Origin of the sequence: Rhodococcus rhodnii NBRC 100604 (assembly GCF_001894925.1) — a bacterium.
GTDB lineage: Bacteria > Actinomycetota > Actinomycetes > Mycobacteriales > Mycobacteriaceae > Rhodococcus_F > Rhodococcus_F rhodnii.
On sequence record NZ_BCXD01000001.1, the window covers coordinates 155,144 to 173,164 of the forward strand.

Below are 18,021 nucleotides of genomic sequence, written 5' to 3' on the forward strand. Positions count from 1 at the left end.
GTAGCCTAACCGAACTCCCCGGATCCGAGAGTGGGCGACTCATGCGAGCGTGCCCGCCGTCGCGGCCGCCAGGCGCTCCGCGAACGCGCGTTCCCAGGCCACGCACACCGCGTCCAGGGCCCCGTCTCCGAAACCGGCTGTATCGCCCAGCATCTCGATCGACACCGACGGGCTGTCCGAATCCGCCCATACGCGCAGTTCGAGCGGGTACCGGGACGGCGCCGGAACGACCCCGGGTGCGAGCACGCGGACCAGGGCGACGGGGTGCGGCAGTCCCGCGAGGGCCGGCGCCGTCTGCGCGTTGAGGTGACGCAGCGTCGCGTACCCGGTGTCCGCGACCGAGGCACCTCGCGTGGCCGCCGACCGCGGGACGACCACCTCGAGCGACCCGACGGTGCCCGCAACGGCGGCGCCGCGCGTGAGGACGGCGACGGGGACGTTCGTGTCTCGTCCGGTCGCGGCGAGCGCGTCCGCGAGGGCGTCCGCCGCGATGTCGCGCACCCGGGCATCATCGCCTCGTGCCGGGTCGTCGCCTCGTGCCAGGTCCGGGCCGACGGCGACGCGCGCCGTCCGGCTGCTTCGCTCCCCCGTGGCGAGACCGCCGCCACCGGCGAGGACCGCAGACCAGTGCGCGATGTCGGTGAACAGCGCCGGGTCCTGCGCGGCCGCCGTCAGCGCGTCGGCCGCCTCCCTCACCCCGGGCTCCGGCCGTGCGACGATGGGCTCGTCGCCGCGGGCGACGGCGTCGAGACCCGCCCGGAGATCGGCGGCGACGACCGCCAGCGAGGCGTCGTCGGCCGCGAACTCGTGGATCAGGACCTCGAGTTCCGCGCCGTTCCGCGTCGCGGAGAGCATCCGGCCCGCCTCCGGGTCGACCGGACCCGAGCCGAGCTCGGCCGAGGCCCCGTGCGACGGCGCGACGTCGAGCGACCAGATCACCCCAGCGGTGCGGGTCAGGGTCAGCCGCAGTGCGTCGTGCGCCTGCACGAGGGCGGTGAGCACGGCGTCGATCCCGGAATCCGTGACACCATCGGGAATCTCGACGCGAACGGAACCGGCGGCACCGAGGTCGCCGGCCTCACGGGCGGCGTGGATCGCCGGCGTGAGGGCCGCGGGCCCACCGGGATCGGCCTGCAACTCGGGCGTGCCGTCGTCGTCGCCGGCCGGTGTCTCGGGCTGCTCGAACTCGGGCCGCTCGAACTCGGCGACCGCCGCGAGCCCCGCGGCGGTACGCAACTGGAAGACGTCGCGTGCGGAGAACCGGATGCCCTCGCGGGCAGCGGAGTTGACGAGCGTCATGGACGAGATGCTGTCGCCACCGAGAACGAAGAAGTCGTCGTCCGCGGCGACGTCGCCGACGTCGAGGACACGGGCGAGCAGCGCACAGACCGCGCGTTCCTCGTCGGTCTCCGCCGCACGCCCGCCCACGGGCACGTGCGGTTCGGGCAGCGCGCCGCGATCGAGTTTGCCGTTGGGGGTCAGCGGGAACGCGTCCAGCATCGTGACCGTCGCGGGCAGCATGTACTCGGGCAGGACCGTTGCGGCGTGAGCGATCACGTCGGTGTACGCAACGTCCTCGCGGGCCACGACGTACGCGTGGACCTGCCCGCCACCGACCACCGCTACCGCGGCGTCGACGGCAGGATGCGACGCGAGCACGCCCTCGATCTCGCCGAGTTCGACCCGCAGCCCGCGCAGCTTGACCTGACCGTCGGCGCGGCCGAGGTACTCGATCCCGCCGCCCTCGCGGCGACGGACGATGTCGCCCGTCCGGTACAGCCGCTCACCGGAACCGGGCGCGAACGGGTCGGCGACGAACCGCTCGGCCGTCGTCCCGGGCTTGCCGACGTACCCGCGGGCGAGCTGGACACCACCGAGGTAGAGCTCCCCCGCTACCCCCGGCGGAACCCGCCGCAGCCACTCGTCGAGGACGTGGGTCGAGGTCGCGCGGATCGGCCACCCGATCGTCACGGGATCCGTGGCGCCGATCCGCGCGCACGTCACCTCGATTCCCGCCTCGGTCGGGCCGTAGAGATTGAACAGCTCGCCGTCGACGAGGCGATGGAAGCGGTCGCGATGCGACGCCGTGAGTGCTTCACCGCTGCACAGCACCCGGCGAATCGACGGGCGTGCGAGATCGTCGTTCGCGCGGTCGTCGTTCTCGAGGTCGTTGTTCTCGAGGTCGTCGAGGAACGCACCGAGCATCGACGGCACGAAGTGCGTCGTCGTGATCGCCCTGCGCACGAGAACCTCACGCAGATACCCCGGATCGCGGTGCCCGTCCGGCGTCGCGAGTACGAGCGTCGCGCCGGTGAGCAGGGGCCAGAAGAACTCCCACACCGAGACGTCGAAGCCGCACGGCGTCTTCTGCAGGACGCGGTCGTCGCTCGTGAGCCCGAAACGTTCCTGTCCCCAGTCGATCCGGTTGAGCACGGCGCGGTGCGGCACCGACACGCCCTTGGGGCGTCCCGTCGAGCCGGAGGTGTAGACGACGTACGCAGGGTGGTCGCCGCCCGACGGGACGGACGCGTCGCCCGACGCCACGTCCGTGTCGGGTGAACCGTCCTCACGCAGCACGATCACCGGGACGTCGACGTCGCGGGGGCCGTCGGCGAGGATCACTGCGGGCGCGGCGTCCGCGACCATGTACGCGAGCCGGTCGACGGGATAACTCTGGTCGAGCGGCAGGTACGCGGCGCCGGCCCGGTGCGTCGCGAGCAACCCGACGACGAGTGCGATCCCGCGCTGGGCCGCGACACCGACGACGCTCTCGGGCGTGATCGAGGCGGTCGCACGAATCGCCCGCGCAACGCGCTCCACGACGTCGTCGAGCTCGCGGTACGTCAGCTCGGTTCCGGTCGCGTCCTCGACGAGCGCGACCGCGTCCGGCGTCGCAGCTGCCTGTGCCGCGAACCGGTGGCCGAGCCCGTCGCCGGGGGCCGGTTCCGGTGCCGCGGGCCCGGTCTCGATCGCCGCGAGCGCGTCCCGTTCGGTGTCGAGGACGGGATCGAGCCGCGAGATCGGGGTGTGCGGGTCGGCTGCGATCGCGGTCAGGAGCGCGCGCAGGCGTTCGGCGAGTGCCGTCGCGGTCGCGTCGTCGAACAGGTCGGTCGCGTACTCGAGCCGCCCGCGGACACCGCCCGCGTCGTCGGCGCCGAGATCGAAGGTCAGATCGAACTTCGCCGTTCCCGGCTCCACGAAGAGCGGCGCGGCGTCGAGACCCGTGAGCGCGATCGGCTCGATCGGATCGCGGTACTGCACGAGCACCTGGAACAGCGGATTCCGTGCGAACGAGCGTTCGGGATCGAGCGCGTCGACGACGGCGTCGAACGGAACGTCCTGGTGCGCGAACGCATCGAGATCCTCGTCGCGCACCTGTGCCAGGACGTCGGCGAACGACGGGTCCCCCACGAGTTCGGTGCGGAGCACGACGGTGTTGACGAAGAATCCGACGAGGTCGTGCAGCGCGGCGTCGCCGCGGCCCGCGACGGGAGCACCGACGACGACGTCCCGGCCCGCACCCAGCCCGGCGAGCAGCACCGCGACCGCGGCGTGCGTCAGCATGAACATCGACGCCCCCTGCTCGGCGGCGACGGCCTCGAGACGCGTGCGCAGTGCGGCGTCGAGATGGAAGGGGGCGGCGGCACCGGCGAACGTCGGCTCCGACGGCCGGCGACGGTCACGGGGCAGCGCGATCTCGTCCGGTGCTCCCTGCAGGCGCTGCGTCCAGAACCGCAGTTGCTCGTCGCGAACGGAGTCGCCCGATCCGCCCGGCGCGGCGAGGATCTCGTCGTGCCACTGCGTGAAGTCGCGATACTGCACCGGCAGCGGGCTCGGCTCGGTGGCCCCGGCGGGACCGACGGCAGCCGAGTACGCGGCGGCGAGGTCACGCATGAGCGGCGTCGCGGACCATTCGTCGGCCGCGATGTGGTGGACGAGGACGAGCAGCACCGCCGTCCCGGAACCGCGCACGAGGACGCCACGCAGCGGTCCCTCCTCGTCGATCCGGAACACCGCGCGGGCATGGGTGCGCAGCAGATCCTCGGCCGCGGGGCAACCCGACGCGGGATCGAGGTCGCTGTCGACGATCTCGACCGGGACGCCGAGTTCGCCTGCGGGATGGACGATCTGGACAGGGCGGTCGTCGTCGCCGACCCCGAAGGTCGTGCGCAGCGGTTCGTGCCGTGCCGCGACGGCCGCGAAGGCGCTCGTGAGCGCATCGGTGTCGACGTCGCCGTTCAGGCGGACCCCGAACGCGATCGTGTACGTCGGGCTCGGCCCCCAGGTCGCGTACTGGAACCACAGCCGACGCTGCGCCGTCGACACGGGCGAGACGGGCGGCAGACCGCACGCCACCAGCGGCGCACGCTCGGTGCGCGACGGCGCGGCCGCGCGGGCCATCGCCGCGGGGGTCCGCAACTCGAACACGTCGCGCAGCGTCGGCTCCCAGCCCGTCCGCTCCTTCACCGCCGCGATCAGCCGTGCGGCGAGCAGCGAACTGCCGCCGAGCGCGAAGAAGTCGTCGTCGGGACCGACCTCCGTGCCGTCGCCGCCGGGACCGACGAGCTCTGCCAGGAGGTCGCAGTAGAGCTGCTCGTCCGCCGTCGCGGCACGACGCGGCGCCGCGGCCGGAAGCGGGAGCGCCGCGCGATCGACCTTGCCGCCGGGCAGCAGCGGGTACTCGTCGAGCACGACGATCGTCGGCACCATGTAGTCGGGCAGGAACTCTCGCGCGTGCGCGGTCAGCGCCGACGCGTCGGCGCCGGTGCCCGTGACGTAGGCGACGATGCCGTCGCCGCCCGGAAGCGCCCGTACGTCGACGAGCGCGCGGCCCACGGACGGATGCGCCGTGAGGACACCCTCGATCTCGCCTGGCTCGATCCGCAGCCCACGCAGTGCGAGCTGGCGGTCGGCGCGGGCGACGAACTCGAGCCGGCCGTCCCGCAGCCGCCGCACGAGATCGCCCGTCCGGAACACCCGCTCACCGCCGGGTGCCGCGACGAACCGGGTCGCCGTCAGACCGGGGCGCGCGAGATAGCCACGCGCCGACTGGACTCCGCCCACGTACAGCTCGCCGACGACACCGGACGCGACGGGACGCAGGCGCGCATCGCGCACGTCCGCCGAGGTGCCCGCGACCGGGGCGCCGACGAGCACGCGCGGCCCGTCCGCCTCCCACACCGTGACGTCGCCCGCCACCTCGGAGGAACCGTACGAGTCGAACACCCGTGCGCCGGCGCCACGCAGCCGCGCGACGAGGTCGGCGCCCAGTGGCTCACCCGACAGGAACCACGTGTGGATCGCGGCGACGTCGGCCGCGTACTCGCCTGCCAGCGACGCTGCGAGACTCGGTACCGCCGTGAGCATCCCGACGCCGTGATCGCGGACCAGCCGGGCGAGCGCCGCGACGTCGCGCGACTCGTCGTCGCTCGCGATCACGACGCGCGCACCCGCGACGAGGCCCGCGAGGATCTCCGTCGTACCGTCGACGAAACTCACCGAACTCTTCGCCAGCCGGACGTCCGGTCCGGGGCCCGCCGTGAGATCGCGTTGCCATGCGAGACGATTGGCGAGCGCCCCCGCCGTTCCGACGACCCCCTTCGGCGTGCCGGTCGACCCCGATGTGTAGAGGACGTACGCGGCGTCGTCGCCGCGCGCCGGGACCCGGCGGGGGGCACCCTCGCTCGGTGGTGCGCCGATCGCCTCCCGGATCACGAGCGCGGGCCGGGCGTCGTCGAGGACGTACCGCACGCGCGCGTCGGGATAGGTGGGATCGACGGGAAGGTACGCGGCGCCGACGTCGAGCACCGCGAGCAGCGCGACGACGAAGTCGACTCCCCGGTCCATGTGCAGCGCGACGACGTCGCCGCGCGTGACGCCGCGGGCCTGCAGGGTCGCGGCCGCCGCGGCGACCCGTTCGTCCAGTGCGCGGTAGGTGATCTCGGTGCCGCCGAACACGAGTGCGACGGCGTCGCCCCCGGCGATGCGGCTCTCGCGCAGGAGGTCCGCGAGCCCGAGGCCGGTCGCGGGCGGCGCGGCGGGCAGTGGGCGCTCGTCCGGTGCGAGGACGTCGATGTCGCCCACGACGCGGGGCGCGGCGGCGGCGAACTCCCGCAGCACGGCGTCCAGCCGCCCGGCGAGGGCCTCGGACCCGTCGCGGTCGAACAGATCGGCGGAGTATTCGAGGCGCACCCGCGCATCCGTGGCGGGCGGCGCGGACTCGACGAACTCGACGGTGAGGTCGAACTTCGCGGTCCCCGTGCTCCGGAAGTCGACGTCGCGCACCGGACCGGCGACGGGCGCGGTGAGCGCGCGGCGGTGCTGGACCATCACCTGGAAGAGCAGCGCCCGTGCGGCGGACCGACGGACCCCGAGCGCGTCGGCGACGTCCTCGAGACGCGCGTGCGGATGATCCGCCGCAGCGAGCGTGGCGTCCGCAGCGGACCGGACGAGCCCCTCGGGCGTCGCGTCGTCGGACACCGCGAGCCGCACCGGGCGCACGTCGACGAAGACACCGACGACGTCCTCGAGCGCGGCGTCGGGACGCTGCGCGATGGGGACACCGAGCACGATGTCGTCCCCCGCGCCGACGCGGGCGAGCAGCGCCGCGACGGCGGCCTGCGCGACCGCCGTCGTCGTCGCACCGGACCGGGATGCCAACTGCCGCAATCCCGTCACGGTCCGGGCGTCGAGGTCGAGCCACACGTCGCCGCCGCGTCCGCTCGGCGCCGGGGGCCGGGGGCGGTCGGTGGGAAGCGTGATCTCGTCGGGTGCACCGGTGAGGGCCTCGCGCCAGAAGTCGAGGTCCGCGGTGCGCTGCGGTCGCGCGCGCTCCCATGCCGCGACGTCGCCGTACTGCACCGCGAGCGGCGCGAGGTCGCGCCCCTCGTACGCGTCGGTCAGGTCACGGAGAAGGGGCTCCACCGACCATTCGTCGGCCGCGATGTGATGGACGACGACGAGCAGGACGGCACGCTCCGTGCCACGCAGCAGGCTCACCCGCCACGGTGCCGACGCGGCGAGGTCGAACGGCGTGCGCGCACGCTCGTCGATCGCTGCGGCGAACTCCTCGTCGGTGCACCCCTCTCCGGTCAGGTCGAGCACCTCGAGTTCCGGTGCGGTGTCGCCGATCCGGACGATCGGGCCGTCGGCCCCCACCGTGATCGTCGTCCGCAGCACCTCGTGCCGGTGCGCGACGGCGGCGAGCGCAGCCGTCCAGCGCTCGGTGTCGGCGGTGCCCGGTTGGAGGTCGAGAACGAGTGGGATGTTGTAGCTCGCGCGAGCGGGATCGCCCGAGGCGAGCCGGTCCTGCAGCCACAACCGTTCCTGCGCGAACGAGAGCGGCGTCGCGCCGTCGCCGCGCGGCTCGATCCGCGCCTGCGCACGGGGCGCCGCCGCGACGAGCGCCGCGAGCCCGGCGACGGTCGGGGCGTCGAACGCCTGCCGCAACGTGATCGTCGCGTCGAAGACGTGCGCGATGCGGCCGAGGATGCGGGTGAGCGCGAGCGAGGTGGCGCCGAGCGTGAAGAGGTCGGCGTCGGCAGACATCTCGGAAACGCCGGCCACGTCCAGCACGTCGGCGACGATGCGGGCGACATCGATCTCGACGGCACCCTCGGGCGCGCGCCCGGCCATCGCGGTGAACTCGGGATCGGGCAGCGCGGCCCGATCGACCTTGAGATTCGGGGTCAGCGGGAACTCGTCGAGGATCGTGATCGCCGACGGCACCGTGTATCCGGGCAGCTCACTCGCCAGTTCGGCGGTGAGGCCGGTGGTGTCGAGCGGGGCGCGCGTCGTGACGTACAGGCAGATCCGGTCGGAGCGCACCGCGGCGATGGCGCCGCGCACGGCGCCGTTCCGCGCCGCGAGGGCCTCGATCTCACCGAGTTCGACGCGGTACCCGCGTACCTTCACCTGCGCGTCGCTGCGGCCGAGATAGTCGAGGTCGCCGGACGCGGTGCGCCGCACGAGATCGCCCGTGCGATACATACGTCCGTCACCGAACAGATCCGGGACGAACCGGGTCGCGGTCTGCCCCGCACGGCCGCGATACCCTCGCGCGAGCTGCTCCCCCGTGACGTACAGCTCACCGACGACGCCGACGTCCACGGGCCGCAGCCAGCGGTCGAGAACGCGAATCCCCGTGCCCGGGTACGCATGCCCGATCGACGAGTCGTTGCGCTCGGTGGTCACCTCGGCGCTCGTGCACCACACCGTCGCCTCGGTGGGGCCGTACATGTTGACGACGGACCGCGCGCGTTCGGCCAGCCCGCGTGCCACGGCGTCGGGAAGCGCCTCACCGCCGACGACGACGTCGACACCCGACAGGTCTGCCCGGCCGTCCTCGAGGACCACTCCCCACAGCGACGGGGTCGCCTGCATCACGGTCACGTCCTCGTCGCGCACGATCCTCGCGAGCGCTCCGGGATCGCGTGCCTCGTCGTCCGCCGCGACGACGACGCAGCCACCGCGCACGAGCGGGACGATCAGTTCGAGCACCGCGATGTCGAAGGACAGCGTCGTCACGGCGAGCAGCCGCGTCCCGTCACGCAGGCCCACCGGTGCCGCGTGCGCGAACCGGGCCAGCGCGCGCCGCGACAGCGTCACACCCTTGGGGGTTCCCGTCGATCCGGAGGTGTAGATGACGTAGGCCGCCGAATCCTCGTGCGGCACACCACGGTCGTCGAGGTCGCCGGGTGCGCCCGCGATCGCACCGGCGACGGAGACGGTCCGCGTTCCCGCCGGCAACGTCAGCCCCGCGGCGGTCCCGTCGTCGGTGAACACCAGCGGCGGACGGGCGTCGGCGAGCATGTGCTCGAGCCGATGCGCCGGGAAGCCGGGATCGAGCGGGACGTACGGCGCCCCGGCCCGCAACGCGGCGAGCAGACCGACGACCATGTCCGCACCACGTGAGAGCGCGAGGGCGACGGGAACCTCGGTCCCCGCGCCTTCACGGCGCAGCCATGCGGCGAGGGTCGAGACTCGCTGCGCGAGCTCGCGATACGTCCACCGCACGTCGCCCGCGACGAGTGCGGGCGCCTCCGGCGTCGCGGCGCACTGCCGGTCGAACTCGGCCGACACGTCCGGGGCGCTGCCGTCGCTGTGGGCGGGGCCGACGACGCGGGCGATCTCGTCCGGCGCCAGGACGTCGGCGGTCCGCGGCGAGCCGCCTGCGAGGACCTCGCCGACGAGACGGGCCGCCCCCTCGGCGATCCGGCGCACGTCGTCGGCGGAGTAGCGCGCGGCATCGGCGTCGACCAGCACCTCGAGCTCGTCGCCCGACCGCTCGACCACGAACGAGACGTCGCGCACGGGGCCGCGCGCGATCGAACGGATCGGGCACGACACTCCCGCGAACGTCACCGAGTCCGCGAACGGCTTGACGTTGACCACGGGCCCGACGACACCGGCGTCACCGGCCGCGAGTTGCGCGTCCCGATGGATCCACTCGGTGCGATAGCGCGCGTGCCGCCGGATCCCCGCGAGGGCGTCGCGCACCACCGCGGCGAGCGAGTCCGGGCCGTCGGCGGCGGTCACGTCGAGGCGCAACGCGGCGACGTTCACGGCGGTCGTCACGACGGCCGCCGCGGGCGTCCCGAAGCGGTTCATGGTGGGGAACCCGAGGACGACCTCGCCTCCCGACGTCCGGCGCGACACGAAGGCGGCGAGCGCTCCGGTCACGACGTCGATCCACGAGCGTCCGGCCTCGGCGAGCGGCGCACCCGGCACCCGCGCGGACCCGGTGACGATCTGCCGGGCGAGGGCCGACGCGGCCACCGGCGGGCTCGCGGCCAGCGTCGGGGCGGCGGGCGCGCCGCGCAGAGCATCGGCCCAGAACTCGGCGTCGGCGCGTTCGTCGTCGCTGTCGCGGTACCGTTCGTCGGCCGCGTGCACCGCAGCGGCGTCGCCGAAGCGGGCTGCACGAATCTCGGCCCCGGAGACCAGGGCGCTGTGGATCTCGGCGATCCGCCGGACGAGCAGCGTGTACCCGTAGAGATCGCACACGAGGTGATGCGACCAGAGGACGAGCCGGCACGCGTCGGGGGTGAGCTCGATCCTGGCGCCGAAGAGTCGATCGCGCAGCGGATCGATCGGGGTCGTGCGCAACCGCTCGAGGCCCGCGTCCGATTCGTCCGTCGTGGTGACGACGACCTCGGGGGCGGGGAACGGCCCGCCGTCGTAGGTGATCTCGATGTCCCCGTGGCCGGGAGTGATTCGCGGCGTCAGCGTTCCGGCCTCGGTCACGCCGCGCACCACCGCGTCCGCGAGGGCGGCGGTGTCCACGTCGCGGGGAAGCTCGACGTACTCGACGGTCACGAATGTCGGGTTCTGCGGATCGAGTTGCTGGGCGAACCACAGTGCGGACTGTGCCGACGTCGACTTCACCGGACGATTCCACCTTTCTGGTGCGGGCGCGAGCTCCCGGACGTACAGTTCGGTAAGGTTTGCCTACCCTAGCAGTCTCTCCGGTCGTGATCGTGTGTCCGCTGCGGCACTTCTCGCTCCGCTAAGGTTCGAGCGCGCCATGACTCCCTCGAGGGCGACCGAGACTCCCGAAAGGCCGACCGATGCCCGTGATCACGCCCTCCCGCCGCCTGCACCTGCCCATCGTGCTGCGTGAACTCGAGGTCCTCCGGACCCGCGCGGTCACCCCGCGCATGCGCCGCATCACGCTCGGCGGGCCGCAGCTGGGGGCGTTCCGGGCGAACGGCTTCGACCTCCCTGCCTTCACGACCGAAGGCGCCGACGACTACGTCAAGGTCTTCCTCGCCGACGGGCCGCAGGCGGGCCCCGTGCTCCCCGAGCAGCACGACGGGCACCTCCACTGGCCGCGCAAGCCCGCACCGACCGCCCGCGCGTACACCGTCCGGCGTTTCGACGCCGAGCAGCGCGAGCTCGATCTCGACTTCGTGCTCCACGGGCACGGCGTCGCCGGCACGTGGGCGCGCTCCGCCGCAGTCGGCGACACCCTGCACCTCGCGGGCCCCAAGATCGCGACGCTGCCGCCCCGCGGCGCGGACTGGTGGCTGCTCGCAGGGGACGACACCGCGCTGCCCGCGATCTCGCGGTATCTCGAAGAGACACACGACGTCCCGGTGCACGCGGCGATTCTCGTGGAGAACGCCGACGAGGAGCAGCCCGATCTTCCGGGAGTCACGTGGGTGCACCGGAAGGCCGGGACCACCGCCGCCGCACTACTCGCCGAAGCCGCGGCACGCATCGCGCCCCGCTCCGGCACCGGGTGGATGTGGATCGCCGGCGAGACCGACATCGTCCGGTCGCTGCGTGCCGTCGCGAGCGACCTGGGGATCCCCCGCGATCTGCTCGACGCGTCCGGATACTGGCGTGCACCGAGCACCGGACGCACCCCGCTGGGGCGCGTCCGGACCCTGCGCGAATCCGCGCGGGAGAGCCTCGATCTCCGGCGCCGCGAACACATCGGCAAGCCCGCGCACTGAGCGGGGCCCCGGCTCCTACCGCGGCGACAGCTGGTCGGTCGCGCCCGGAACCGGTTGTGCCGGATCGTGTCCGAGCGCGACGATCCGGTTCGATTCGTCCACATGAACGACGTGCGGCTGCCACTCGCGTGCGGCGTCACCGCCCACCTGCCGGTACGACATCACGATCACGAGATCACCAGGGTGGACGAGATGCGCTGCCGCGCCGTTGATCCCGATGACACCGCTGCCGCGCTCACCCGTGATCGCATAGGTCTCGAGGCGCGCGCCGTTGGTGATGTCGACGATGTGGACCTGCTCGCCTTCGAGGATGTCGGCGGCCTCGAGCAGGTCCGCGTCGATCGTCACCGATCCGACGTAGTGCAGATCGGCCTGGGTCACGGTGGCGCGGTGGATCTTCCCGCCCATCATCGTTCGCAGCCCGTCCGTGGTGCGCAGTGCGGTCATCGTGCGGCCTCCACGGCGAGTCGGGAGTCCGCGGTCGCCTCGATCGCGGACACGAGGGCGTCGGTCGTCTCGACGCGGCCGCACCGCTTCGCGACGTACTCGAGCGCCATGACGTGCTCGTCACGCGAGAAGTCCGCCGTCGCGTCGAGTGCGAAGAACGGCGCCACATCATTCATGAAACCGTCGGCGGCACTGAGCATGCAGCCCATGTGCGCGTAGACACCGGTCACGATCAGCTGATCACGACCGAAGTGCCCGAGCAGCTGACGCAGATCGGTCCGCTGGAACGCCGAGTACCGCCACTTGGTGACCTCGATGTCACCCGGACCGGGAGCGAGTTCGTCGATGACGAGCGTCTCGTCGCCCGTCGTCAGGCCCGTGCCCCAGAAGTCCGCGAGAATGCCACGGCGCGACGGATGCTGATCCCCCGGCTGCATCGTGTAGACGACCGGAATGTGCGCCTCCCGGCACGCCTCACGCAAGCGGGCGATGTTCGCGATCGCCGGCTCGATCGGTTCGGTACCCCGCTGGTACGCGTCGACGAAGTAGCGCTGCATGTCGTGGATCAGCAGCGCCGCGCGCGACGCGTCGAGCGCCCAGTCGACGCGCGCGGACGGCACGTCCGCCGGAGTCGGCATCGGGTACGGCGCGATCGGTGGAATTGCCACGGTGGAACCCTCCTCTGGTCTGATGTGGCGGAATCGTCGGTGGCGGTTCACATGTCGAGAGTCGCGCCGCCGTCGACCCGCAGATCGTGCATCGTGACGTGACGGGCGGCGTCCGAGACGAGATAGACGGCCGCGTTCGCGATGTCCTCGGGGTCGGCGATGCGTCGCAACGGGATACCGAGCCGGAACTGCTCGGCGTCCCCCGCGACGACGCCCTCCGCGTCGGACGGATCGGACCACATGCCGCGCAGCATCGCGGTGTCGGTCGATCCGGGCGAGACGATGTTGCAGCGCACGCCGTGCCGCGCGACCTCGAGTCCCAGCGACCGGACGAACGAGGTCGCCGCCGCCTTCGACGCGCCGTAGGCGGCCATCGACGTGCGCGGGCTCGCGGCCGCGTTGGACGACACGACCACGATGGCCCCGCCGCCCGCGGCGACGAAGCGGCGTGCGGCCTCCGACGCGACGATCATCGTTCCGGTGGCGTTGACGGCGAGGCACTCGTGCCATGCCGTGTGGTCGTCGTCGAGCGCCGATCCGGTCCGCAGGACGCCCGCGGCGTGCACGAGGATCGTGGGTGTTCCCAGCTCGGCCTCGGTGCGCCCCCACGCCGCCGCGACGGCTGCGGGGTCGGTGACGTCCACCGTCAGCGCCAGTCCGCCGTCGGGCACGTCGGTGACCTCCTCGCGATCCCACACGGCGACCGTCGCGCCGTGTTTCGCCAGGAGAGCGGCGGTCGCCCTGCCGATCGCGCCCGCCGCTCCGGTGACCACGGCGATCCGCGTCTCGAGTCCGTCCATGCGGGTGAGCATAGGCTACCCTCAATGCCCGCGGGGTCGCCCCGACCCGGCAGCCGCGCCGTCCGCCGTCCGAGAGTTCGAGGAGACCGTCCGTGACCACCGACGATGCCGCCTTCACCCCGTGGCCCGAGAATCTCGCGAGCCGATACCGCGACGCGGGACTGTGGTCGGGCCGCACGCTCGGTGACGTCCTGCGGGCCACCGCCGCGGCGCGTCCTGGTCACCTCGCCGTCGTCGACGAGCGCACCGCGTGGACCTACGCGGACCTCGACGCGGCAGTCGACCGGCTCGCCGCGGGACTCGTCACGCTGGGCGTCTCACCGGGCGATCGCATCATGCTCGCGCTCCCCAATCGCGCCGAGTACGTCCAGACGTTCTTCGCGGTCTTCCGCGCGGGGGCGCTCCCCGTCTTCTGTCTCCCCGCACACCGGCGCGCCGAACTGACGGCGCTCGCCGAGGCCTCGGGTGCGATCGCCCTGATCACCGTCGACACGCACGACGGCTTCGACCACGCAGCGCTCGCCCGCGAGGTAGCGGCGGCGAGCCCCGCGATGCGCGACGTCGTGCTGTTGCCGGTGACCGGTGAACCCGTCCGGGAGGCAGTCGATTTCGCTGCTCTGGCGGACGGACCGACACCCGAGACGCTGCCCGAGGTCGCGGCCTCGTCGGTCGCGTTCCTGCAGCTGTCGGGCGGCAGCACGGGAATCCCCAAGCTCATCCCCCGCACCCACGACGACTACCTGTACTCGGTGGTGCGCAGCAACGAGATCTGCGGCGTCACGGGCGACACCGTCTACCTCGCGACGCTGCCTGCCGCACACAACTTCCCGATGAGTTCGCCGGGAATCCTCGGGACGATCGCCGCAGGCGGCACCGTCGCGCTGACACTCTCCCCCGCGCCCTCGGCCGCGTTCGCCATGATCGAGAAGGCCCGCGTCACGACGACCGGCCTCGTCCCGCCCCTCGCGCGGCTGTGGACCGAATCCGCCGAAGCCGGAACGGATGCCGACCTCTCGTCCCTCGACACCGTCCTCGTGGGCGGAGCACGCTGCCCGGACGAGCTCGCCGCCCGCATCGGCCCCGCCCTCGGCGCCCGGCTGCAGCAGGTCTTCGGCATGGCCGAGGGCCTCGTCTGCTACACGCGACTCGACGACCCCGACGAGATCACCCTGACGACCCAGGGCCGCCCGATGTCGGAACACGACGAGGTGCGTGTCGTCGACGACGACGACAACGACGTCCCCGCCGGCGCCGAGGGAAACCTGATCACCCAGGGCCCGTACACGATTCGCGGCTACTATCGCAATGCCGCCGCGAACGCGCGCTCGTTCACCGCCGACGGCTGGTACCGCACGGGCGACGTCGTCCGGCGCGATCCCGACGGCAACATCGTGGTGTGCGGGCGAGCCGTCGACCACATCAACCGTGGCGGCGAGAAGGTTTCGGCCGAGGAGCTCGAGGAGCACCTCCTCGGCCACCCGGCCGTGCGCGACGTCGTGATCGTCGGTGTGCCCGACCCGTACCTCGGCAACCGGACGTGCGCCTTCGTGCTCCCCGCCGATCCGCAGGCGCCGCCCCGCGCAGGAACCTTGCGAAAGTTCCTGCGCGAGCGCGGACTCGCGACGTGGAAGCTGCCCGACACCGTGACCGTTCTCGACACCTTCCCCGAGACCGGGGTCGGCAAGACCAGCCGCAAGGATCTGCGGACCCTGCTCACCGCCCGATGATCCCGGCGCGCTCGGTTACCGCGGCGTCGGACCGAACTCCTCGAGCATGTCGGTGACGAGTTCGGCGATCGGCGACCGCTCGCTCCGCGTGAGCGTGATGTGCGCGAAGAGCGGGTGCCCCTTGAGCTTCTCGATCACGGCACCGACGCCGTCGTGCCGCCCGACACGAAGGTTGTCGCGTTGCGCGACGTCGTGCGTCAGGACGACGCGCGAGCCCGACCCGAGCCGCGAGAGCACCGTGAGCAGCACGTTGCGTTCGAGCGACTGCGCCTCGTCGACGATCACGAACGAATCGTGCAGCGACCGGCCGCGAATATGCGTGAGCGGCAGCACTTCCAGCATTCCCCGCGCCATCACCTCGTCCATCACCTCGGGGCTCGCGAGCCCTTCGAGCGTGTCGTAGACGGCCTGCGCCCACGGCCCCATCTTCTCGCTCTCGCTGCCCGGCAGATAGCCGAGATCCTGGCCGCCGACGGCGTAGAGCGGACGGAAGACGACGACCTTGCGGTGACTGCGCCGTTCGAGGACCGCTTCGAGCCCGGCAGTGAGTGCGAGGGCCGACTTGCCGGTGCCCGCCTTCCCGCCGAGCGAGACGATGCCGACGCTCTCGTCGAGCAGCAGATCCAGCGCGACACGCTGTTCCGCACTGCGGCCGTGGAGCCCGAACGCCTCGCGCTCGCCGCGGACCAGCTGCACCCGCTTGTCCGCCGTCACCCGGCCCAGCGCACTCGACGTCTCGCCCACGAGGCGAATACCCGTGTGGCACGGCAACTCCCGTGCGTCGTCGAGGTCGACGGCGCCGTCGCGGAACAGCACGTCGATCTCGCTCGACGGCACGCACAGTTCCGTCATCCCCGTCCAGCCGGACGGCACGACGTCCTGTGCGTGGTACTCGTCCGCGGGCAGCCCGACGGCGCCGGCCTTGACCCGCAGCGGGATGTCCTTGCTGACGAGGACGACATCGCGCCCCTCCGCGGCGAGGTTGAGCGCACACGCGAGGATGCGGGAGTCGTTGGAGTCGGTGCGGAAACCGACGGGGAGCACCGTGGGATCGGTGTGATTGAGCTCGACCTGCAGCGTTCCCGTGGAGTCACCGATCGGCACCGGCCGGTCGAGCCGGCTGTGCACCTGCCGGAGGTCGTCGAGCAGCCGGAGCGATTCGCGGGCGAACCATCCGAGCTCGTGGTGGTGCCGCTTGTCCTCGAGTTCCCCCACGACCACGAGGGGCAGGATCACGTCGTGCTCGGCGAACCGGGTCACCGCCCAGGGATCGGACAGCAGGACCGACGTGTCGAGGACGTACGTGCGAACGGAGCGAGTAGCAGTCACGTGGGCTCCTAGGTTCGTGTGGCACCACACGAACTCTGTCGGCGAGGCCGGGCCGTCCCTGGTGCGGAACACCGCACGAGGGCCGGGTGCCGGCCCCCTCGCACCGATTGCTCAGTCACGATCAGGACCTCCCGCGACGAACAGCTTCCCCGCTGTCCGTCGTTCGTGACGCTACCGCCGATGTCGCGGATCGGCCGCGCGGGAGACCGGTGTGTCGGTGAACACTGCGTAACGCTCCGCCGTCGCGGAGCGTCACGCAGCCCGGCGATCTCGCTACAGCAGGCGCCAGTCCTCGAGTCCCTCGTACAGCGGGAAGTCGGCGGCGAGCGTGTCGACGCGCGCACGCAGCGACGCAGTGTCCGACGAACCGGTCAGCGCTGCCGCGATGATGTCGGCGACCTCGGTGAACTCGGCGTCGCCGAAACCACGGGTCGCGAGCGCCGCCGTGCCGATCCGCAGGCCCGACGTGACCATCGGCGGGCGCGGATCGAACGGGACCGCGTTGCGGTTGACGGTGATACCGACCTCGTGGAGCAGGTCCTCGCCCTGCTGTCCGTCGAGGTTCGAGTTGCGCAGGTCGACGAGCACGAGGTGCACGTCGGTGCCGCCAGTGAGGACGCTGATGCCCTTGCCCTCGACGTCCGACCCCGTCAGGCGCTCGGCGAGGATCTGCGCGCCCGAGATCGTGCGCTGCTGGCGATCCTTGAACTCCTCGGTGCCGGCGATCTTGAGCGACACGGCCTTCGCCGCGATCACGTGCATGAGCGGGCCGCCCTGCTGACCGGGGAACACCGCCGAGTTGAGCTTCTTCGCCCACTCCTGCTTCGCGAGGATCAGACCCGAGCGCGGGCCGCCCAGCGTCTTGTGGACGGTCGACGACACGACGTCCGCGTACGGAACGGGCGACGGGTGCAGGCCCGCGGCGACGAGGCCCGCGAAGTGCGCCATGTCGACCCACAGGTACGCGCCGACCTCGTCGGCGATCGAGCGGAACGCCGCGAAGTCCTGGTGGCGCGGGTACGCCGACCAGCCGGCGACGATGACCTTCGGCTTCTCGGCGAGTGCCGTCGCGCGCACCTCGTCCATGTCGATCCGGTGGTCCTCCTTGCTCACACCGTAGGACGCGACGTCGTAGAGCTTGCCGGAGAAGTTGAGCTTCATGCCGTGCGTGAGGTGGCCGCCGTGCGCGAGATCGAGCCCGAGCAGCTTCTCACCGGGGCTCATGAGCGCCATGAGCACCGCGGCGTTGGCCTGCGCACCCGAGTGCGGCTGGACGTTCGCGAAGTCGGCGCCGAACAGTTCCTTCGCGCGCGTACGGGCGAGGTCCTCGACGACGTCGACGTTCTCGCAGCCGCCGTAGTAGCGGCGGCCCGGGTAGCCCTCGGCGTACTTGTTGGTCAGGACGCTGCCCTGCGCCTGGAGCACTGCACGCGGAACGAAGTTCTCGGAGGCGATCATCTCGAGCGTGTCGCGCTGCCGACCGAGCTCGCCGGCCATCGCGTGCGCGAGTTCCGGGTCGAGGTCCGCGAGCGCGGCGTTGTTGAGGTCGGTACCGGGCGCAGCGGTCATGCGAGACGTCTCCAGTGCGTGA

The 18,021-nt window shown here is 72.3% G+C and carries 8 protein-coding genes; 2 read left to right on the top strand and 6 right to left on the bottom strand.

Annotated elements, in window-relative coordinates:
• Positions 1 to 39: 39 nt before the first annotated feature.
• Positions 40 to 10,386 (bottom strand): non-ribosomal peptide synthetase, encoded by a 10,347-nt coding sequence (locus tag RR1_RS00695; protein WP_010839117.1) that lies wholly within the window; start codon positions 10,384 to 10,386, stop codon positions 40 to 42.
• Positions 10,387 to 10,568: 182 nt separating this feature from the next.
• Here RR1_RS00695 and RR1_RS00700 point away from each other — a divergent pair, with 182 nt between their 5' ends.
• Positions 10,569 to 11,459, top strand: a complete 891-nt coding sequence (locus RR1_RS00700; protein WP_051111240.1) for a siderophore-interacting protein — start codon at positions 10,569 to 10,571, stop codon at positions 11,457 to 11,459.
• 15 nt (positions 11,460 to 11,474) lie between these two features.
• Here the strand turns inward: RR1_RS00700 and panD are convergent, their stop codons facing one another.
• From panD to RR1_RS00715, 3 genes are read right to left on the bottom strand one after another with little or no spacing between them, the layout of a single operon-like run.
• Entirely contained in the window at positions 11,475 to 11,906 is a 432-nt protein-coding gene (gene panD, locus RR1_RS00705) for an aspartate 1-decarboxylase (protein WP_010839115.1), read from the bottom strand.
• Positions 11,903 to 12,574 carry an isochorismatase family protein gene (locus RR1_RS00710; protein WP_010839114.1) on the bottom strand — a complete coding sequence of 224 codons (672 nt, stop codon included), beginning with the start codon at positions 12,572 to 12,574 and terminating at the stop codon, positions 11,903 to 11,905. Before RR1_RS00710 ends, panD begins: the two co-directional genes overlap by 4 nt.
• Positions 12,575 to 12,621: 47 nt before the next feature.
• Complete coding sequence (locus RR1_RS00715) at positions 12,622 to 13,374, bottom strand: SDR family oxidoreductase (RefSeq protein ID WP_238559034.1); 753 nt, start codon at positions 13,372 to 13,374, stop codon at positions 12,622 to 12,624.
• A 92-nt stretch (positions 13,375 to 13,466) separates the two neighbouring features.
• Here RR1_RS00715 and RR1_RS00720 point away from each other — a divergent pair, with 92 nt between their 5' ends.
• On the top strand, positions 13,467 to 15,101 hold the full coding sequence (locus tag RR1_RS00720; RefSeq protein ID WP_010839112.1) for a (2,3-dihydroxybenzoyl)adenylate synthase: 1,635 nt from the start codon (positions 13,467 to 13,469) through the stop codon (positions 15,099 to 15,101).
• Positions 15,102 to 15,116: 15 nt separating this feature from the next.
• On the opposite strand, the gene phoH2 is transcribed toward RR1_RS00720, so the two are convergent.
• Both phoH2 and glyA read right to left on the bottom strand, forming a co-directional pair.
• Positions 15,117 to 16,430, bottom strand: coding sequence for an RNA 5'-3' helicase PhoH2 (phoH2, locus tag RR1_RS00725; protein ID WP_010839111.1), 1,314 nt, complete (start codon positions 16,428 to 16,430; stop codon positions 15,117 to 15,119).
• 273 nt (positions 16,431 to 16,703) lie between these two features.
• Entirely contained in the window at positions 16,704 to 17,999 is a 1,296-nt protein-coding gene (gene glyA / locus RR1_RS00730; protein WP_010839110.1) for a serine hydroxymethyltransferase, read from the bottom strand.
• Between the last annotated feature and the right edge of the window lie 22 nt (positions 18,000 to 18,021).